The organism is Yaniella sp. (genome assembly GCF_030453185.1).
In the GTDB taxonomy this organism is placed as follows: Bacteria; Actinomycetota; Actinomycetes; order Actinomycetales; family Micrococcaceae; genus Yaniella.
In genome coordinates, this window is sequence record NZ_JAKDKW010000015.1 from 1 (window position 1) to 19,027 (window position 19,027).

Sequence of the window (19,027 nt, forward strand, 5' to 3'; positions counted from 1 at the left end):
CTACCGGGCATCAGTATGCCAAAGACACCGGCCCGGTGCTGGAGGGAATCCCACCTGATAGACGGGAACCACCAGACAAGCGGCCATTACCTGAGCTCAGACTCTCGACAGACTGCTACACCACCACGGAATGGACCGCTACACTCCGCATCGCCGCCTAACCGGGGTGTCTTTCGCCTCGTCTGCCGTCCGGCGGCCTTGTTGCAATGGTCTCAGGTCAACGAAATTTGAGATGCAAACACTACTTGTGATGTAAAAGCCCCGTTCCGGAACAAGATTCCAGAACGGGGCAATTGAAATCAGAAGTATTAGACCAGGCCGGTCTGCATCATGTCTTCAAGGGACTGCTGGCTCAACAAGTACAGCGGTACTTCCAGCACCGTATAGGCGCCAACATTGCGTTGCTCTTTCAAACGCGCAGCTGCACGCCCGAAAGCAACCATGGCTGCGGCAGTGAAGTTCGGATTCGACTCCAATGCCAAGCTGAATTCAACCTTGGCAGTGTGGCCCTGTAGCTCGCCGGTCGTGATCACGTAACCGCCGTGGGGCGCACCCTTGTGATCGCGTTCGAATTCCTCATCAGATACGAAATGCACGGTGGTGTCATAGGGCTCGAAATAGTCTGGCATCGTCACGATCTCTTCACGAATACGATCCTGCTCGGCGTCATCGGCAACGATATATACAATACGTTCGTGAGACGTCGTCTTCGAAAGGCCCTGACCATCACCGGCACGTGCCTTATCAATCGCCGACTGAGCAGGAATCGTGTACTGCACGCCGCGCTGCACACCGGAGACCTGACGAACAGCATCGGAGTGACCCTGCGACAGGCCTTTGCCCCAGAACGTGTTCTGCACCGGTTCTGGGAATAAGGAAAGACCCAGCACCCGGTTCATCGAGAACAGCCCGGGATCCCAACCAGTACACACAACCGAGACATTGTCGTTCGCGCGCGCGACCTTATCCATGGCCGCGTAATGCTCAGCCACCTTGGAATGATTATCGTAAGTGTCGACGGTGGTGAAGTGCTCGGCAAAACTCGTGGCCTGCTCCGGGATATCCGTGGCCGAACCGATGCACAAGAACAACACATCGATGTCGTCCTTGTACTTATGAGCGTCAGCTACCGGATAGACGGCGGCGTCGGTATCGAGGGTTGCACGGCGTGAGAAAATGCCGAACAGTTCGAAATCGTCGAGGGCATTGATCAGGTATTCAACGGCCTGGCCGAGGTTACCGTAGCCAACAATTCCAGCTTTAATGGTCATGCGTTCTCCTGTTGAAATCTTGGTTGTTGAGCGTTGAGTGCAGTCAGCATGAAGGCGTAATCCCAAGCGCGATCTTCCCAGGCGCGGTACCGGCCCGAAGCGCCGCCGTGGCCACCCTCCATCTCAGTTTTCAAGACGATGGGGGAGCCGCCCTGGTCCAGTGGGGTCTCTTGATCCGAGGTCACCGTTTCGCGCAGCTGCTGCACCCACTTTGCGGGCTCTACGTACAACACACGAGTGTCATGCAGTGACGTAACAGCTGCAATAGCCGGATAGTTAGCCTTGGCAACATTATGGTATGGCGTGTACTCGAGCATGTAGTCAAAGACCGTCTTGTCCTCGATCGGGTTGCCCCATTCTTCCCATTCCAACGCGGTGAGGGGAAGGTCTGGATCAAGAATCGACGTCAGGGCATCGACGAACGGCACTTGAGCGACACAGACTCGATAGAGTTCGGGCGCCAGATTCAGCACTCCGCCCATCAGCAGGCCGCCGGCGGAACCGCCCATCGCTGCGATCTTATCGGGGTGGACCCAACCGGAAGCGGCAACGAAACGGGTGGCGTCCACAAAATCGGTGAACGAGTTCTTCTTGGCGAGTTTCTTGCCGTTTTCGTACCAGGCACGGCCCAATTCGCCGCCACCCCGCACGTGGGCGACAACAAAGACGACGCCGCGGTCCAACAGTGAGAGCCGCGCGGCACCAAAACCCGGGTCCATCGAGGCCTCATACGAGCCGTAACCGTACATCAGCGCCGGATTATCTCCGTCCCACTCGATGTCTTTGTGACGAATGACAGTCAACGGGATGGCTACTTGGCGGTCCGTAGATTCTGCCGGCGCCCACCAGCGTTCGACCAGATAGTTTTCCGGATCGTAGCCGGGAACCTCGGTTTGCCGGCGCAGTTTGGAAGAATTGCTGACCGGATCGTAATCGAGGATCTGCGCGGGCGTAATCCAGGAGGTGTAGGCCAGCCGAATATATGGCGAATCGTAGTGTTGGCCCAGCGGAAACGCTGAGTATAGTTCCTCAGAAAATGCTGGCTCAACGGCCTTTGCCTGAGCCGGTGTTCCGATACCTTCTAGTGGGAGCACCCACATGCGCGGGGTGGTTTCGGCACGCACCGCGGCAAAGAGGTATTCGCGAGTGACCCCCACGCCGTCCAGCTTGATCACGGGGGAGTGGGCGAAGACGGTTTGCCAGGCAGAACGGTCGTGGATCGCTGCGGCGTCCACCACCGAGACTTCATTATTTGGCACCGGCGTGCCATCGGCGGCACGGTTGTGGGTGATGAGGTATTGGTCACCGACGGGTAGTACATCGTGCAGCGAGCCAACGTCGCGGCTAATCAGCAGTTCCAGTGAGGCAGCAGGATCGGTCAGATCCATGATGTGGGTTTCGGTAACCTCGGAGTTGCCCAGTTCCAAAATGAGTTTGGTCTTATCGGGGCTTACCCCGAACCCGCTCCACATCTGCGGGTCGGGTTCTTCATTGAGTAAGACGTCGTCGGATACCGGGGTGCCAATGCGGTGGGACTTCAAACGGTATGGGCGCCAGGAGGCATCCGGTTCCAAGTAGAAGAGGCGTTCACCGGAGGGATCGAACGCAAGACCGTAGGACAGCCCGGAGATTTCATCGGCGAACTGTTCTCCAGTGGTGAGATCGCGCAGCCGCAACGTGAAGCGTTCGTCGCCGGTTTCATCGACGAGGTAGGCCAGCAGGTTGCCGTCGGGGGAGACCGTCATCGAACCCAGCGAAAAGAACGCAACCTTTTCGGCCTCAACATTGCCGTCCAACAGCACTTGTTCGCCGTCTAGGACCACGCCCGGCTGGATCTTTGGCGGCTCCCAGGAGTCACCTTGAACCGGCACACGGCAGTGCACTCCGTACTGCGCACCTTCTGCGATGCGGGTAAAGTACCACCAGTTATCAATACGGGAAGGCACCGACATGTCAGTTTCCACGGTGTGGGATTTGATTTCGGCGAAAATCTGATCGCGTAGTGGTTGTTGATCGGAGGTAACCGCCTCGGCGTAAGTGTTCTCCGCTTCGAGGTGCGCGATGGTTTCGGGGTCGTCCGGATCTTTGAGCCAGTCCCAGTTGTCCACCAGTTCTACGCCGTGATACATGGCGGTGACGGGTTTACGAGGGGCTTTTGGAGGGATAAAAGTCATAGTCTCCACTATAGGTACTTAGATGCCGACGAGGTTTTCAAATACGCCCATCCCGAAAAACAGCACAAATGCGGCCGCTACAACCCACAGCAGCGGGTGTACTTCGCGGACTCGACCTTGACCGGTGCGGATGACCACGTAGGCGAGGATCCCAGCGCCAATGCCGTTGACGATCGAGTATGTGAAGGGCATCAGAGCGAATGTGAGGAAAGCCGGTAACGAGGCACCCATATCGGACCAGTCGATTTGGGAGACCTGCGAGACCATCATGAAACCAACCACGACCAGTGCAGGTGCAACGGCTTCGAAGGGCACCAGGTAGATCAGCGGGGTCAAAAACATCGCGGCTAAGAACAAGATGCCGGTGACAACCGAGGCGAAGCCGGTGCGCGCACCCTCGCCAATGCCGGTGCCGGATTCCACGAAAATTTGTGTTGACGACGCCGACCCTGCACCACCGGCTGTGACACCCAGCGCATCCACGAGTAGGACGCGGTCCAACCGGGGGATGTTGCCGTCGTTGTCAACGTTGCCGGCTTCGCGCGCCAGGCCGACCGAGGTGCCCATCGCATCAAAGAATACAGACAGCAAAATTGCGAAAACTAGCAGGGCGGCCGCGATGGATCCGATGGAGGAAAACGCCCCGAAGGAGAAGCTCCCCAGCAAGCTCAGATCCGGGATTGTCCAGTCCGGCATGGCCGGTGCGACCAGGCTCCAACCTTCGGGATTCACGTTGCCCTGGTCATCCACCGATGGGCCAATGTCGAACACGGCCTCAAAAATATTGGCCAGGATGGTGGCACCGACGATGCCGATCAGGATGGCTCCTGGAACTCTGCGCACTACCAGGATGGCGGTCAGGAAGAATCCGACGATGAACACCAGAATTGGCCAGCCCGATAGCTCGCCGTCGATACCCAGTCCCAAGGGAACCGTGGTCCCGGCGGCATCAGGCAGACGACGTACAAAACCGGCATTGACCAGGCCGATGAGGGCGATGAAAAAGCCAATGCCAACAACGATGCCGGTTTTGATGCTTTCCGGAACCGCCCGGAACACGGCTTCACGGAATCCGGTGAGAACTAAGATCACCATCACCAGGCCGGCGATGACCACCAAGCCCATGGCTTCGGGCCACGTTAGATCCGGGGTGGTAGCGATCGTGATGGCCAACAGCGCATTGACGCCGAGACCTGCGGCCAGTCCGAAGGGGTGATTCGCCCAGAGTCCCATCAGCACGGTGATGACGGCGGCGATGAGGGCGGTGGATGCGGCGACCGCCGAGATGCCGAGAGTGTTGCCGGCGGCGTCTTGGCCCGAGAGGACGAGTGGGTTGAGCACGATGATGTAGCTCATAGCCAAGAAGGTGGCCAGACCGCCACGAAGCTCGGCACCCAGGCTCGAACCTCGCTGGGAAATTTTGAAGAACTTGTCGATTTTGTTCTTGGGCTCGACGTCCCGGTGATTCAGTGTGCGCAGCGAAGACATGGGAATATCCTAGAACGAATATCCCGTCGGCGGTTAACGGAAGTCGGAACCGACGTCGTCAGGAGCTTCACGGCCGGCTTCCCAACGGAAAAAGCTGGCCAGTACGCCAAAGACCAGACTTGCCGAACCACCGATGAGCAGGGCCCCGAAGACGAACCAACGTGCGGAGGGGACGAAACCGTCCAAATTGTCGGGCAGACTGTCGACCCCGCCGGAGAAGAACACCACGGCGATGGCGCCGCCGAGCCCAACGATGGCCATGAGCCACAATACAATTTCTGTCATGGAAACGTACTGCGCTCTGGACCGCGGGGAAATCACATTCCACTGCCGTGATACTCGGAAAATGATGAGCCCGCCGATCAAAGTCCACAGTCCCACGACAAGATAGGCCGCGATGATATCGGCCGGGCGATGCCAGCCGTCCAAAAATGTGGCGACCCCAATTACCGTTGCAAAAATTGCGCCGGTGAATGCCACGGCCGAACGCCAGCGCGGGGCCACCAGTAAGAACATGGCCACAAACGCTGCGGTCGCAAACGTGGCGTGACCGGATGGCAGTGAGTTTCCGGTGTAATAGGGCACACCGTTAGGGAAATCAGGGCGCTCCAGTAGGGCTTTGAGTACCTGGGTCGTGAGGTTCGCCGCAGCGAACGTGAGGGCGACTATGAGGGAGGCCGCCCAGCGTCGTCGCCACAGCGTGAGCACCAGGAAACCGATGGCAGCGATCGTGGCCACCACGATGGGCAGGTCTGCCAGCAGACTTACCGATGCTTCGTGGAGCGACTGTAAGCGAGCCGTTGCCGAGGCCAGTGCGGCGTGGTCGAGGATCTGGCCTCGCGACGACAGCACAAAATTTTGGAATGTCGCCCACAGGCCAGCTGCCATCGCCAGCATGAGCACTATCCAGGCCCAGATACGGGATCCGGGTACACGAAGCAGCCGGCGCGCACGCCGGGGTTCCGGCAGGTTGTCCTCCGGAAGATACGCAGAATCGGGATGCATCATTGGGGCCTAGACTAGCTACATGGTCGATAACTCACACATCCTACCGCTAAATGCTGACGTTGGACTGGAAGAACTGGCCGCAAACGCTGTAGCAATCGGCTTACCCATGAACACCAAGTTCCGCAACACAACCCTGCGCGAAGTCATGCTCCTCAAAGGGCCGCTCGGATGGGCGGAGTTTTCCCCATTTCCCGAATACGGGCCCGAAGAATCGGCCGCCTGGCTGTCAGCCGCCATTGAAGCCGGATGGCACGGCTGGCCCGACCCGGTGCGCCATCAGGTACCCGTCAACGCCACGGTCCCCGCGGTAGCTGTCGACGACGTCGAGGCAGTGCTCGCTCGGTTTGGCCCGGTACCCGCGGTGAAAGTTAAGGTCGCCGACCCCGATGTGGCCACCGATATTGCCCGGGTCAAACGGGTCCGTGAGTTGCTCCCGGACGCCCAGATTCGTATTGATGCCAATGCCGGCTATACCCATCAGCAGGCCTTTGAAGTCATTACCGCCCTGGATTTTCTAACCTATGCCGAACAGCCTGTTGCCGGCATAGAGCCCTTGGCAGCACTCCGGGCCGATTTGCGAGCTACCGGCAGTTCCGTCTTAATTGCCGCCGACGAGGCAGTCCGCAAAGCGACCGATCCCTTGGCTGTTGCCCAGGCCAATGCCGCCGATCTGATCGTAGTCAAAGTCCAACCGCTTGGTGGGGTACGACGTGCACTGTCTATCGTTGCGGCCTCCGGGCTCGATGCCGTGGTCTCTTCCGCGCTGGACTCGTCTGTCGGTATCGCCGCGGGAGTGGCACTTGCCGCTTCCCTTCCGAAGTTGGACCATGCCTGCGGGTTGGCCACCGCCGCACTGTTTACTACCGAACCGGCAACACCGGCCCGCGCCGTCGAGGGTTATCTCACGGCGGGTTCCGCACCGCAACCAGATCCTGCGATCATTGAGCAACTGAAACTGCCGGCGGAACGTCAAGCATGGTGGCAAACTCGACTCTCCAAAACTCACAGCGTTTTATCAGCCAAGGCGTAGGATGGACCGCATGGATGCCATGGATACCGCACGAGCCGTAGTGACCGCCCTCCGCGATTCCGGCGTGCAACACGTCGTCATCGGTCCCGGCTCACGATCCGCGCCACTTGTGTATGCTTTGGCCGAAGTGGCCGATCAAAAACGTTTGCACCTCCACGTGCGGATCGACGAACGCTCCGCTGCATTTACCGCTTTGGGGATCTCGCTAGCCTCGGGTCGCCCAGCCGCAGTCGTCACCACATCCGGCACTGCAACCGGTAACCTTATGCCGGCCATGATGGAAGCCGCACACGCAGATATTCGCCTGGTAGCCGTCACAGCCGACCGGCCCACCGAAATTCAGTCCACCGGGGCCAACCAAACGACCGATCAGCGAGATTTATTCGGTGTGCATGCTCGCACCTCGATAACCGTTACTGGCGATGCCGCAAACTTTGCCAAAACCCACGCTTCAGTCATGGGTGCGCTCGCCGTCGGTGCAGGCAACGCAAGCTCGCCGACCGGGCCGGTGCATGTCAACGCACGATTCCGCGAACCACTCATTCCCGAGCCAGACGAGCTGACGGTGAGTCCCGGCGCGGAGACCGGTGTGCTGCCGGTCATTACTGCCCCCCAGTCCCAGCCGCGCTTCACCAGCGACCAGCGCTGGCACAACCGGGGCCACTCGTATCAAGAGGAGCTCGTCGAAGCCACCGACTTGCGCGAACGCCACACGGTTGTGGTTGCCGGCCACGGCGCCGGCCCTGTCGCACACGATTTTGCCATGGCGCTGGGCCTGCCACTGTTTGCTGAACCATCCTCAAACGCTAGGTTTTCACGCAACGCTATCGCCGCCTACCCGTATCTTCTGGGATCCGACGGCGGCCTAGGCCAACAGGCTCACCGGTTGGGCGGACACATTCGGCGGATCGTGCTGTTCGGACGACCAACACTGTCTCGGCAGCTGCAAGGCCTGTTGAAGCGCGACGACGTAAAATCCGCGCTGTATCATCCGCAACCGGTCGGGTGGTTCACACCGGGCGCGCGCAAGGAACAGCTCATCGGTGACCTACAAGGATTGGCAGAATTCGCCGGTAGTGGCCCTCCCGGCTGGTTAGGTTCCTGGCAGTCAGCAGCCCAACGTGCCCAGCGAGCTCTGGAACAAGCACTGACGGCCCGTCAACAAACCGTAGGTAAGCCGGGCGCCATGCGCACCGCACAGCTGGTCTCAGCCACTGCGTTGGGGCAGTTGGTTCTTGGCTCGTCGTCGGTGATACGTGATGTCGATTTGTCGTGGCGCCCACCGGCCGAACCCACATCGACGGTCTTCGCTCATCGAGGCTTGGCTGGTATTGACGGAACGGTCTCTACGGCATCGGGCATTAGCCTCGCGACTGGCGAGCGCACCACCCTCATGGTTGGTGACCTCACGTTCCTGTATGACACCAATGGTTTGCTGATCGGTCCGACAGAGCAGGAACCCAACCTAGACATCGTCGTGATTAACGACTCCGGTGGGGCCATCTTCCACGGCCTGGAGCACGGTGAAGTCGCTGAACGGCCGGGCATGTCCTCGGTCGTTGAACGCTTCTTTGGCACTCCGCATACCGTGGATATCGGTGCGCTGTGTGCAGCCCATGGGATAAAACACGAACGATTGACTTCCGAGCAACAACTCATCCACGTTCTCGGGGATCCTACGGCTGGCCGTCGGGTCTTGGAAGTTGTCTCGGACCGCAGTCAGCGCCCGCAAGTACATGCCGCAGTCCAAACTGCCGTTCGGGCCACATTCGTGTAGGCGGGAGGCGGGACACTTGCGGCACGAGTTCCTGGTGACCATATAGGCTTGAGAATGTCCTGACATTTGTTGCCTAGATATGGGGTCCATGCGTCGATTTTCGAGTGTTCTAGCCACCTGTTTGACTGCTGCTTTACTCTTTGTCGGCTGCGGATCTGAGCCGTCATCGCAGCCATCGGCCCCACCGAAATCCAGCCCTGAACCATCGCCGACTCCTACCGAAGAGCCGCCGGAACTCGTAGGCGGTGGGACCGAGCTATTTCCTGATAAACGCTTTATTGCACTGTATGGACACCCGAGTTATCCCGCATTGGGCGCTTTGGGGGAACAATCACCGGAGGAGTCAGCTGATCGTGCGATTGAACTGGCTGAGATGTATGAGGCACACAGTGATGAAGAGATACACCCGGCCTTTGAAATCATTGTGACGTTGGCCTCCGAACATCCCGGGGACGACGGTAACTATTCGGCGGAGTCTGATCCGGAAGATATTGCAGAATACGTCAAAGTCGCCGAAGAGCACGACGTCTACGTGGTGTTAGATTTGCAGCCTGGTCACGCTGATTTCTTGACGCAGGCAAAAATCTACGAAGACCTGCTGAAGCGACCCAACGTTGGGCTGGCACTGGATCCGGAATGGCGATTGTCTGAGGGCCAAGTGCATATGGAACAGATCGGTTCGGTCAGTGCTGCCGAAATTAACGAGACTACCGAGTGGCTCGCTGAGCTGACCGAGGAGAATGATCTCCCGCAGAAAATGGTGATTTTGCACCAGTTCCGACAGTCGATGATTCGAGGTCGAGAACAGGTCAATACAGATCATTCGGAACTGGCTATGGTCCTACACGCCGATGGTCACGGTGCAGCGCAAGATAAATTTGCCACCTGGGATTTGCTGCGGGAAGATCTCCCGGACGATATGCGCATGGCGTGGAAGAACTTCTACCGTCAAGACGAGCCGATGTTTTCGCCGCAACAAACCTTTGACGTAGAACCGAAGCCCTGGTTCGTTTCCTACCAGTAAACGGGGCTCCATCACATGACTTATAGTCGATCGTCTGTCCCTGATCGCACGCTACTGGTTGGCTGCGGCCAAGTGGGAACACAGCTTGGCGAGCAACTGACAACGGCGGGCTCGCAGGTCGCTGCACTGCGGCGCAACCCGAGCCAACTGCCGTCAACTTTTACTCGCCTGGCGGTAGATCTCTTGCAACCGACCCCAGACACTTTGCCGGAGGTCGACGCTATGGTCGTGACCTTGGCACCCACGATGCAAGATCCTGCAGGCGGAAACGGGTATCTGGTGGCCTTGCAGCATCTTGCACAGGCGATGCCGAGCATCCCAGCCCGTGTGGTGTTTGTATCGTCCACCAGAGTCTTCGAAGGTCAGACAGCTCCACGGCCTCTCGCCGAGGAAGATTCTGTCGCACCGGCATCGCAACGTGGTGAAACACTTGTGGCAGGCGAACACCTGGCCGTCAAACTCTTTGGTGCTCATATTATGCGACCCGCTGGGATTTATGGTCCCGGCCGAGAAATGCTCATCCGCAAAGTCTTCGGGCAGAAACCGGTGCAATATGAGCGGCAAACAAACCGGATTCACCAGACCGACCTGGTAAGAGCCCTGTATGCGATGATCACACTTGATGAGCCGCCGAAAGTCGTGCACGCTAGTGACCAAGCACCGGGTGCCCTGCTAGGGGACGTCGTAAAATACATCGCCACCCGACTAAAGGTGCCCCCGCCGCCAGCCCTTGAACCGAGCAATAGTGGTGGGCGAATCCTCAGTGGGGATCGCCTCAGCACATTGGTCGGAGCGCTCACATATCCCACCTATCGAGAAGGTTACGACAGCATCATTGATGCCCGCGAGCCGTAGAAGTGTGTACTGCCTGTCAGCGAGCCGACATTCGAAGAGCCTTTTTCATGGGACGCATTTTTGCGTGAGTTTCGGCCAGTTCTGCGGCAGCATCAGAACCATTGACGATGCCGCAGCCCGCATACACGCGAACGTGATGTTCGTCTTCGATCACGCTGCCACGCAGGGCGATCCCAAATTCTCCATGGCCGTTGGCATCCAGCCAGCCCACAGCACCTGCGTACAATCCACGGTCCATACCGTGTTTTTCGGCTTCTAACTGCCAGATAGCATCAAGCGCGGCACGACGTGGTGTGCCTCCCACAGCTGCTGTGGGGTTGATCTCTGCGACCAGGTCAAGCACCGAGGTTGAGGCTGTCAGTTCAGCTGAAATGTCTGTTGCTAGGTGATACACGTTTGGCAGCGTCAAAACGAAGGGTGAGTCGGAAATATTGAGAGCTGTGGCAAAAGGCGAGAGTTTTTCCACCAGTGAATCGACGGCCGCCTGGTGTTCAAAAATTTGCTTGGGATTCTCCGAAAGCTGCTCGGCTATCAACTCGTCATTGACGGCGATGTCACGATCGACAGTTCCGGCGAGCACGCGAGCGTTGGCCGCGTTATCTTTGCGACCGATGAGCAGTTCCGGCGTTGAACCGATCAGTGGGCCAACTTTATAGGTCCAAGCGGTTGGGTTATCGTCGGCCAGCGCACGCATGGTTGCGGGAATATGGAATCCTGCTGGAGCATGCACGCGCTCATCACGGGCCAAAACGATCTTTGAAAATTCTTCGCTATCGATGCGTTGCACAGCCTCATCGACTACCTGTCGAAAATCGTCTTCCGACATGTGCGCGGCATCGTTGCGAAACGTAGCTCGGATGTTCTTCCCGGAATCTTCAGGCAAATCAGCAAGGAACATGTCAAAGAGGACGTCCTGGCTCGGCACTTGCTCCGTCACATCGTAAATATAGGCCAAGCGAATGGTGCCAGCTGAAGTATCGAGCACGAATTTCGGAACGACCATGAGTGATTCCACGGTGGAACGTGCATCAAAGGTAAACGCGGCAAAGCATATCGGAGTACACATTGTCAGGCCGTGGGGCAGTTCAGCTTTCGGAACAGCCGTAAGCTCGGACCAGCGATTTCGAGCCTGTACGAACCGCTGTGGACCGCAAGTGGTGAAGCGGTAGCGTTCACCAAAACCAAGCTTGCCGTGACGGTTGCGCGAAAACGCACTAGTGGCCTTGCCGATGAGACCATCGGGGAGCTGTGCCAATTGTGCGTCAGTCAGTGAGAAAGCTGCGGCGGTAAAAGACATGATAAGCAATAATGTACCGGTTTTTGCGCTTGTGCGCGGTGGTGGGACAATGAAGACACCATTACAATCGTGCAGGTTTTTGACGGAGGGCTGCTCAATGCCACGGCATGCGATTTTCTGGCCTCGTAGAGCACTATTATGGGCGTGGCTGCAAAAACGGCGACACCGTGCGGTTCGTCAGCCTAAAAGACGCACACATCGTTGAGTCGAGGATCCTTGTATCGGACGGATACTTGCGTTTGCCGGGACAAATGCCACACCCGCATAGGTAAGTGGTGGTGTTCGGAAAGCTGAAAATTTGCAGCGCTTTGCTGTAATCCCCAGCGCCGCAGGTAGGGCCGGAGGTATGTTTGGTGACCGTACAATTTAAGTTGTCGAGTCTGTTATTCCAGAGGTCCATCAGGGCCGCTAGTGTAGGGTTATACGGGTGGATATTTCTATTTCGCTGCCTCCGGGTATTGACGCGCTACAGAAGCATGACAAGCTTTTCGAAGCGCTCGTGACGAGCCTGGCTAAGATCGAAGAAGATTTAGCTGAAGCGCTGGTCTATGCCGACGGTCTGGCTCAGGATACGACGCGTCATCTCTTAGACGCCGGTGGTAAGCGTGTGCGTCCAATCGTTGCCGTGCTGGCTTCAATGTTGGCCGACGAAAATGTCACTACCGGACAGGTAGCTGAACCGAGTGACAATGTTCGCGACGTTGCTGTTGCCATGGAACTGACCCATTTGGCAACGCTCTACCATGACGATGTTATGGACGAAGCAGATCAACGTCGCGGTGTGCCTGCTGCACACCAACAGTGGTCGAACTCAATCGCGATCCTGGCAGGCGATCTGATTTTCGCGAAAGCTTCAGCTGTGATGTCTGCTTTGGGGACCCGTGCGGTCCAGGAACATGCAAAGACCTTTGAAAAACTGGTTCTTGGCCAGCTCTGGGAAACGGTCGGGCCAGAAGCAGACGATGATCCACTGGAACACTACCTGCGCGTGATTGATGGAAAAACTGCCTCCCTGTTGGCTACAAGTGCGCTGCTGGGCGCACTCATGGCCGGTGGGTCGGACGAGCTCATTGAGATTACTGCAGCCTATGGCGGCAATGTAGGTATGGCGTTTCAACTGGCCGATGACATCATTGATGTCACCAGTACTTCAGACACGACAGGGAAGGTCCAGGGGACCGACCTCAAAGAACGCGTGCCGACGCTTCCAATTTTGATGTTGCGTCAGTCAGCTGCCGAAGGCGATGCTGAGGCGACAAAGATTCTTGGTCTCGTTGATGGACCTTTGGACACCGATGAACAGGTCGAGGCGGCGGTAAGGGCTGTGGCTTCTCACCGGGTTATCGATGAAGCATGGGAGCTAACCGGGCAGTGGGCTGACAAAGCGATTGCCGCCCTTGATGGCTTGGCGGATTCACCGGTGAAAACGGCGCTGAAACACTTCGCGCAATACGTCGTCTCGCGCGATGCCTAGTCTTTCGGCAGGAATGTCGAGGCTGGATTCAGCGTGGCCCTGATGTCCTGTGCAATGTCTGCCCTGTAGGACTCGTCCATGGGCTGACGCAAATGACGATAAAGCATGTCGCCGGCATAGCGTGGGAACACGTGCAGATGATAGTGCCACACGTGCTGGTTGCCTGAGGGTTCATTGTGCTGGCGTGTGGAAATACCTTCTGGATTCCAGGCGCGTTTCATAGCAAAGGCAACTTCACGAACCATCAAGCTAATGCGCATGAGCACATGATCCGGTAGATCGTAGAGTGCTTCATAGTGTTTGGTAGGACAAATCATGACGTGTCCGGCATTGGGGCCGAAGCCATCGGCAGCACTAAATACGATCAGGTCATCGTCTTGATAGATCAGATCTGACAGAGCGCACCGATTATTCGGGTCCGCGACGTCACCATTAACTAATCCACAAAACGGGCACACGTATCCTTCGGGGGCGTGCGACTGGATTTGTGGGGGAGTAGGGGACGGGCCGTGGCCGATATGTTCAGTCAAGATCTTCCTCCGGGTAGTTCCAGGTCAAGATATCAGCAATGAGCTCGGAGACTGTGGCTTCACTGGCTTCCCAGTCGCCAATATTGTCTGGCGCTTCAGCACCCACGCTTCGCCGGTAGACCATTGGGTCCGGTAGCGAAACCTGATCCAGTGGGATGCCCCAGACCATCGTCTCATCTGCGTCTTCAACGAACATGACCATGGTGTCTCGGATTTCTAGTTCGTCAGGATCAAAGAAAAAGTGGTTCGTCTCCATCATCTCGGAGACCCCCAGGGCCAAGTAGAACTCTAGTAGTGCCATCGGGGCAATGGTGGACACCGTCGCGGTGTTGCCGAATTCTTCCAGTTGTTTGGCTGCAACGGACGCTAGCACCTGCGTGTTCAGCTCGTCGGGATCCATACCGTCTTGTGCCGTCCACGGCCGGTCCAGGAGTTTCGGGACGAAACTTTGATATGTGGGATAAAATACTTGTGTATCGCGTCGAGCCATACGTACTAGTCTAGTCGCCCCTTGAGGTCAGATTCACTGTTGCTTTCCGCTGAATTTATAGCAGACTGCCAGGATTAGGCGATACGGTGTTTACGTAATTAACATAGCAATTACTCTATGCACTCAAGAACAAAGGGAAATTAGTGTCCGAAACTATGCATCGTCCACTACGGGTAGCAATCATCGGTGCCGGTCCGGCTGGTGTATATACCGCTGACTCATTGCAGAAAGCTGACATCGACTTCGACGTTTCGATTGACCTGTTCGATCGTTATCCTGCACCTTTTGGTCTGATTCGATATGGCGTGGCGCCCGACCACCCACGAATCAAGGGCATTATTACAGCTTTGCACCGCGTCATGGATCGCGGTGACATCCGTTTCATCGGAAACGTGGAATACGGGACCGATATTCATCTCGAAGAACTTCGCACCTTCTATGACGTCGTAGTCTTTGCCACCGGTGCGATTAAAGATGCCCGGCTCAACATTCCCGGCGTTGAGGCTGAAAACTCGTTTGGTGCATCAGAATTCGTTTCCTGGTATGACGGACACCCAGACGTAGACCGTCATTGGGACCTGTCCGCACGTGAAATTGCGGTCATTGGAAACGGCAATGTTGCACTAGATGTGGCCCGTGTTCTGGCAAAACCCGCAAGCCAGATGCTTGAGACAGAAATTCCAGATAACGTCTACGCAGGGTTGAAGGCTTCACAAGCCACGGATATTCATGTTTTCGGACGTCGCGGCCCAGCTCAGGTGAAGTTCACTCCGTTGGAATTGCGTGAACTGAAATCTGCCGAAGACGTTGACATCATTTTGTATGAAGACGATTTCGAATTCGACGAAGCATCTGAGAAAGCCGCAGCAGAAGTCAACCAGGTACGCAATATGGTCAACACGTTGACCAACTGGCTATTAGAACAAGATGACAACCCAGAAGGTACCGGCGCATCACGTCGTCTTCACCTGCATTTCTTGGAAGCCCCAGAGGAAATTCTGACGGACCAGGGCAAGGTGGCTGGCCTTCGTATGCAGCGTATGGAACTTGATGGCACTGGAAATGTTCAAGGCACTGGGGAAATGAAGATGTATCCGGTGCAAGCGGTGTACCGCGCCATTGGCTACTTCGGGTCAGCCGTTCCGGATATCCAATTCGACGAGGAACGCGGCACTATCAGAAATGCTGAAGGCCGTGTTCTGGGTGCCGACGGCAAACCAGTTCAAGGACTCTACACCTCCGGTTGGATCAAGCGCGGCCCGGTGGGGCTGATTGGTCACACCAAGGGTGACGCGCTGGAGACTATCGGACACATTATTGAAGATGCCGAGCATCTCTACACCGCAGAGCAGCCAGCTGAGCAGGCCATCCTTGATCTGTTGGACCAGCGTGGAGTGGAATACTCAGACTGGAACGGTTGGCAGGAGCTCGATAACTACGAGATGAGTCTCGGGGAACTAGAAACCCAGTCCGGTCCAGTTGAACGCGAACGCGTGAAAGTTGTGGACCGTGACGAGCAGATTCGAATCTCCCGAGCGAAAGCACGACAAGCAGCACATAGTTAGAGGGATTACACCAGCATGCAGCAACGCGTGATGCGAAACCGTACAAAGACATGGTTCCTATTTGCCCTCATGTTGGGCATTCTCGTTGCGATCGGTGGCGTGATCTCAGCCTCCAGTGGCAGCGCTATCTGGATCATTCTCTTCACCGGTATCGGGTTAATCTCGACTGCCGTGATGTACTGGAATTCAGATAAAATCGCATTGCGCAGCATGCAGGCGTATGCTGCGGATCCGCAGCAGTTCAAGGGCCTTTACGATATGGTCCACGATCTGGCGCAGCGTGCAGGGGAGCCGGCTCCACGGATTTATATTTCCCCAACCCAGCAGCCCAATGCGTTTGCTACCGGGCGTAATCCACAAAACGCTGCGATCTGCTTTACCGAGGGCATCATGCATCTGCTGGACCCTAGAGAGTTGCGGGCCGTGACCGGCCACGAGCTGATGCACGTATATAACCGAGATATTCTTACCTCGTCGGTCGCCGCCGCGATCGGTACGGTGATTCAAGGTGCTGCATATATGCTGATGTTCAGCCGGAATAACAGCAACGTGTTGTTTAGTATTCTGGGGGCAATCCTTGCCCCGCTGGCTGCAGGACTCGTGCAAGCAGGTATTTCTCGGGATCGGGAAACCTCTGCTGACCATGATGGTGCACGTCTTACCGGTGACCCACTCGCGCTGGCTTCAGCATTGCAAAAAATTTCCGGTGGTGTGCAGCGTCATCCTATGTCATCGGATGATCACCGGGTTAAAGCAGCGTCGCACATGATGATTGCCAACCCATTTGCGGGCAAAATCAAAAACTGGTTCTCAACCCACCCGGCTGTTGAAGACCGGGTGGATCGACTGAACCAGATAGCCCGAGATATGGGACAGCAGCCTTAATTTCCCTTAGCGTCCCAGTGCTTTTGTAGTTCGTTGTTGATGGGACGCTCAAGGAGATCACGCCGAGCCGTGTTCGCCCAGTTCAATGCCTCGCCGTGGTCCAAGCGCGCATCACGGGCTAATTGGTCTTGCTCGCGTCCGAAGCTTGCATCTTGAACAGGCACCGTGCCGGTCTCTAGCTCTTCTAACTGTGATTCCAGGTTGAGCTGTGAAGCGGACGACTGTTCCAGAAGGTGCGGTTGAGACATGATATCGACGAGACTGGCATCGACCATGAGACCTTCTGGGTGCTTAAATCCGTTGCGCAGTGCTGGCTGCAGGACATTGTCAGGATGAATTGGATCCTGCATCCGTGCAAAGCTGAGTTGATCGCCTGCTTCGCCGTCTTCTTGCTTAACGAGTAATTCTCCGACGGACAGTGGGCTGGTAAAAACTGCATGGTCGAACGTAATCAGGTACAGCATGTATGTGTTCCTCCGACGTTATTTGAAGTTGATGAACTGTAGTGGCGCATCCTCGAAGTCACGCAGCAGCGTGATGACGGTCTGCAAATCGTCACGTGACTTCGACGATACGCGGAGCTGGTCACCTTGAATAGTGGCCTTGACCGATTTTGGGCCATCGTCACGAATGATCTTGGAGATCTTCTTGGCTGTTGTTTGGTCGAGGCCTTCTTTGATCGTGGCATTGATTCTGAACTGTTTGCCCTGCGCGACTGGTTCCTCAGCATCTAATGCTTTCAATGAAATACCACGGCGCACCAACTTGGATTGCAGCACGTCCAGAGTAGCGTTGACTCGTGCTTCCGCATTGGCCATCATGGTGAGGCTATTGTCGTTGTGCTCTATCGTGGCGCCGGTGCCCTTGAAGTCGTAACGCTGCTGAATCTCTTTGGCAGCCTGGTTTACAGCATTGGCCACTTCCTGTTTGTCCACTTCGGACACAATGTCAAAAGTCGATTCCTTCGCCATTCAGGCTCCTTCTATAGCTCAACATTTGGTTCTTCCCAAAGTTTAGCTTGGATCCATTGTGGGCCATACGATAAGAAACCCGACTCAGAGAATTTTTTGAGGTACGAAACACGGGTGCCCAGGCGATTAGCTAAAACAAATAATGGCTGGTAATGTAGTCACTCGTGCACGCAAGCCGCACACTTTGGCAGATTACCCAAGCGGCCAACGGGGGCTGACTGTAAATCAGCTGGCATTGCCTTCACAGGTTCGAATCCTGTATCTGCCACCAATTCAATACAGTAAAACCTCGGTGAAAACCGAGGTTTTACTGTTGCAGAAGTCGGGTGCTGTTATCTATCACTCAAGTAGACGACCATAACGCTGGACCACCGTTGTGAGCTCTGCGGCCCGCTCTGCGAACGCTTCAGTCGGTAAGTCGTGTGTAAACCCCGTGATGGTCACCGCGGCAAGCACCTGGCCAGAAAGTCCCCGGAGAGGGACGGCCACCGCTGTCATGTCAGCGTCCCACTCGTTATTCGAGGTAGCCCATCCTTGACGTTTTACGGCATCGAGCTCGTCGAGAAGCTGTTGTTGGTCGGTAATGGTCCACTGCGTAAACCGCTCCAATGAAGTGGTCTGCAGCTGAGCACGTACCTGGTCATCCGCCGCTGCTAGGAGGACTTTCCCGCTACTGGTGGCATGACCAGGAGTGCGACGACCAACGTATTGGCGGGGCGTGAAAAAACGTTCCGTCGGCGCGGACTGCGCGATGTTCACCGCGTAGATTTCATCACGTATGGCCACATTGGCCGTGAGTTTGAAGTGCTGTGCCACTGTTTCGACAAGTATTTGCGCGGACTTTGTGAGGTCGTTTTGCGAATTGACCGAACCTGCCAGCTGCAGGACCCCTTGACCTAGTTCATAAGCAAGGTCAGCTGGACGACGGGCCACCAACGCTTGTCGTTCGAGTGCGATCAACAATCGTGAGGCAGTTGACTTGTGCACATCAAGTTCTCTTGCGATCTCGGTTACCGTGGCTCGTTGTGCGCCATTGAGGATCCATAAAATGCTCAACGCGCGGTCCACTGACTGGTTTCCACTCACTGTTGAGACGCTTTCCTAGAAATTCTCCGCATGGTCTTGTGATGCGAAGCCCTTCGGGGATAGGGTTTGTGGCAACAGTCACAGTTGCAGCTTACGCACTAG

General features: G+C 56.4%; 17 protein-coding genes and 1 tRNA gene. 8 read left to right on the forward strand and 10 right to left on the reverse strand.

Features of this window, described 5'->3' with window-relative positions; genetic code table 11:
- Positions 1–308: 308 nt before the first annotated feature.
- Genes L0H14_RS03830 through L0H14_RS03845 form a run of 4 tightly spaced genes read right to left on the reverse strand, consistent with a single transcriptional unit; the run spans position 309 to position 5,941 of the window.
- Positions 309–1,271, reverse strand: a complete 963-nt coding sequence (locus tag L0H14_RS03830; protein ID WP_301416162.1) for a diaminopimelate dehydrogenase — start codon at positions 1,269–1,271, stop codon at positions 309–311.
- On the reverse strand, positions 1,268–3,445 hold the full coding sequence (locus tag L0H14_RS03835; RefSeq protein ID WP_301416159.1) for a S9 family peptidase: 2,178 nt from the start codon (positions 3,443–3,445) through the stop codon (positions 1,268–1,270). Before L0H14_RS03835 ends, L0H14_RS03830 begins: the two co-directional genes overlap by 4 nt.
- A gap of 18 nt (positions 3,446–3,463) precedes the next feature.
- Positions 3,464–4,933 carry an NCS2 family permease gene (locus L0H14_RS03840; protein ID WP_301416157.1) on the reverse strand — a complete coding sequence of 490 codons (1,470 nt, stop codon included), beginning with the start codon at positions 4,931–4,933 and terminating at the stop codon, positions 3,464–3,466.
- A gap of 33 nt (positions 4,934–4,966) precedes the next feature.
- Complete coding sequence (locus tag L0H14_RS03845; RefSeq protein WP_301416155.1) at positions 4,967–5,941, reverse strand: phosphatase PAP2 family protein; 975 nt, start codon at positions 5,939–5,941, stop codon at positions 4,967–4,969.
- 19 nt (positions 5,942–5,960) lie between these two features.
- Here L0H14_RS03845 and L0H14_RS03850 point away from each other — a divergent pair, with 19 nt between their 5' ends.
- The 4 genes from L0H14_RS03850 (at position 5,961) to L0H14_RS03865 (ending at position 10,627) form a co-directional block, all read left to right on the forward strand.
- The gene (locus L0H14_RS03850) at positions 5,961–6,971 is read left to right on the forward strand and encodes an o-succinylbenzoate synthase (RefSeq protein WP_301416153.1); all 1,011 of its coding nucleotides are present in this window, start codon (positions 5,961–5,963) and stop codon (positions 6,969–6,971) included.
- Positions 6,972–6,990: 19 nt separating this feature from the next.
- The gene (menD, locus tag L0H14_RS03855; RefSeq protein ID WP_301421407.1) at positions 6,991–8,748 is read left to right on the forward strand and encodes a 2-succinyl-5-enolpyruvyl-6-hydroxy-3-cyclohexene-1-carboxylic-acid synthase; all 1,758 of its coding nucleotides are present in this window, start codon (positions 6,991–6,993) and stop codon (positions 8,746–8,748) included.
- Between the two features lie 88 nt (positions 8,749–8,836).
- The gene (locus L0H14_RS03860) at positions 8,837–9,772 is read left to right on the forward strand and encodes a hypothetical protein (protein ID WP_301421408.1); all 936 of its coding nucleotides are present in this window, start codon (positions 8,837–8,839) and stop codon (positions 9,770–9,772) included.
- A gap of 15 nt (positions 9,773–9,787) precedes the next feature.
- Positions 9,788–10,627, forward strand: coding sequence for a sugar nucleotide-binding protein (locus L0H14_RS03865; protein ID WP_301416147.1), 840 nt, complete (start codon positions 9,788–9,790; stop codon positions 10,625–10,627).
- Positions 10,628–10,643: 16 nt separating this feature from the next.
- Here L0H14_RS03865 and L0H14_RS03870 read toward each other — a convergent pair whose 3' ends face one another.
- Entirely contained in the window at positions 10,644–11,924 is a 1,281-nt protein-coding gene (locus tag L0H14_RS03870) for an isochorismate synthase MenF (RefSeq protein ID WP_301416145.1), read from the reverse strand.
- Between the two features lie 427 nt (positions 11,925–12,351).
- Here L0H14_RS03870 and L0H14_RS03875 point away from each other — a divergent pair, with 427 nt between their 5' ends.
- Positions 12,352–13,398 carry a polyprenyl synthetase family protein gene (locus L0H14_RS03875; protein WP_301416143.1) on the forward strand — a complete coding sequence of 349 codons (1,047 nt, stop codon included), beginning with the start codon at positions 12,352–12,354 and terminating at the stop codon, positions 13,396–13,398.
- On the opposite strand, the gene L0H14_RS03880 is transcribed toward L0H14_RS03875, so the two are convergent.
- Both L0H14_RS03880 and L0H14_RS03885 read right to left on the reverse strand, forming a co-directional pair.
- The gene (locus L0H14_RS03880) at positions 13,395–13,928 is read right to left on the reverse strand and encodes an HIT family protein (RefSeq protein ID WP_301416141.1); all 534 of its coding nucleotides are present in this window, start codon (positions 13,926–13,928) and stop codon (positions 13,395–13,397) included. The two genes, L0H14_RS03875 and L0H14_RS03880, sit on opposite strands and share 4 nt — an antisense overlap.
- Complete coding sequence (locus tag L0H14_RS03885; protein ID WP_301416139.1) at positions 13,921–14,418, reverse strand: hypothetical protein; 498 nt, start codon at positions 14,416–14,418, stop codon at positions 13,921–13,923. The genes L0H14_RS03880 and L0H14_RS03885 overlap by 8 nt, the downstream gene beginning before the upstream one ends.
- Positions 14,419–14,573: 155 nt before the next feature.
- Between L0H14_RS03885 and L0H14_RS03890 the strand changes: the two genes are divergently transcribed.
- Positions 14,574–15,983 carry an FAD-dependent oxidoreductase gene (locus tag L0H14_RS03890; RefSeq protein ID WP_301416137.1) on the forward strand — a complete coding sequence of 470 codons (1,410 nt, stop codon included), beginning with the start codon at positions 14,574–14,576 and terminating at the stop codon, positions 15,981–15,983.
- 15 nt (positions 15,984–15,998) lie between these two features.
- Complete coding sequence (locus tag L0H14_RS03895; RefSeq protein WP_301421409.1) at positions 15,999–16,868, forward strand: M48 family metalloprotease; 870 nt, start codon at positions 15,999–16,001, stop codon at positions 16,866–16,868.
- Here L0H14_RS03895 and L0H14_RS03900 read toward each other — a convergent pair.
- Together L0H14_RS03900 and L0H14_RS03905 are read right to left on the reverse strand one after the other, a co-directional pair.
- On the reverse strand, positions 16,865–17,332 hold the full coding sequence (locus L0H14_RS03900; RefSeq protein ID WP_301416133.1) for a hypothetical protein: 468 nt from the start codon (positions 17,330–17,332) through the stop codon (positions 16,865–16,867). The genes L0H14_RS03895 and L0H14_RS03900 overlap by 4 nt on opposite strands.
- An 18-nt stretch (positions 17,333–17,350) precedes the next feature.
- The gene (locus tag L0H14_RS03905; RefSeq protein ID WP_301416132.1) at positions 17,351–17,839 is read right to left on the reverse strand and encodes a YajQ family cyclic di-GMP-binding protein; all 489 of its coding nucleotides are present in this window, start codon (positions 17,837–17,839) and stop codon (positions 17,351–17,353) included.
- A 186-nt stretch (positions 17,840–18,025) separates the two neighbouring features.
- Between L0H14_RS03905 and L0H14_RS03910 the strand changes: the two genes are divergently transcribed.
- Positions 18,026–18,110, forward strand: a tRNA-Tyr gene (locus L0H14_RS03910).
- 68 nt (positions 18,111–18,178) lie between these two features.
- Here the strand turns inward: L0H14_RS03910 and L0H14_RS03915 are convergent.
- Entirely contained in the window at positions 18,179–18,925 is a 747-nt protein-coding gene (locus tag L0H14_RS03915; RefSeq protein WP_301421410.1) for an IclR family transcriptional regulator, read from the reverse strand.
- Positions 18,926–19,027: the final 102 nt, after the last annotated feature.

Excerpts from the sequence above, each read along its gene's own strand:
- L0H14_RS03830 (WP_301416162.1), bottom strand. The coding sequence starts at position 1,271 with ATGACCATTAAAGCTGGAATTGTTGGCTACGGTAACCTCGGCCAGGCC.
- L0H14_RS03835 (WP_301416159.1), bottom strand. The coding sequence starts at position 3,445 with ATGACTTTTATCCCTCCAAAAGCCCCTCGTAAACCCGTCACCGCCATG.
- L0H14_RS03840 (WP_301416157.1), bottom strand. The coding sequence starts at position 4,933 with ATGTCTTCGCTGCGCACACTGAATCACCGGGACGTCGAGCCCAAGAAC.
- L0H14_RS03845 (WP_301416155.1), bottom strand. The coding sequence starts at position 5,941 with ATGATGCATCCCGATTCTGCGTATCTTCCGGAGGACAACCTGCCGGAA.
- L0H14_RS03850 (WP_301416153.1), top strand. The coding sequence starts at position 5,961 with ATGGTCGATAACTCACACATCCTACCGCTAAATGCTGACGTTGGACTG.
- menD (WP_301421407.1), top strand. The coding sequence starts at position 6,991 with ATGGATACCGCACGAGCCGTAGTGACCGCCCTCCGCGATTCCGGCGTG.
- L0H14_RS03860 (WP_301421408.1), top strand. The coding sequence starts at position 8,837 with ATGCGTCGATTTTCGAGTGTTCTAGCCACCTGTTTGACTGCTGCTTTA.
- L0H14_RS03865 (WP_301416147.1), top strand. The coding sequence starts at position 9,788 with ATGACTTATAGTCGATCGTCTGTCCCTGATCGCACGCTACTGGTTGGC.
- L0H14_RS03870 (WP_301416145.1), bottom strand. The coding sequence starts at position 11,924 with ATGTCTTTTACCGCCGCAGCTTTCTCACTGACTGACGCACAATTGGCA.
- L0H14_RS03885 (WP_301416139.1), bottom strand. The coding sequence starts at position 14,418 with ATGGCTCGACGCGATACACAAGTATTTTATCCCACATATCAAAGTTTC.
- L0H14_RS03890 (WP_301416137.1), top strand. The coding sequence starts at position 14,574 with ATGCATCGTCCACTACGGGTAGCAATCATCGGTGCCGGTCCGGCTGGT.
- L0H14_RS03895 (WP_301421409.1), top strand. The coding sequence starts at position 15,999 with ATGCAGCAACGCGTGATGCGAAACCGTACAAAGACATGGTTCCTATTT.
- L0H14_RS03900 (WP_301416133.1), bottom strand. The coding sequence starts at position 17,332 with ATGCTGTACCTGATTACGTTCGACCATGCAGTTTTTACCAGCCCACTG.
- L0H14_RS03905 (WP_301416132.1), bottom strand. The coding sequence starts at position 17,839 with ATGGCGAAGGAATCGACTTTTGACATTGTGTCCGAAGTGGACAAACAG.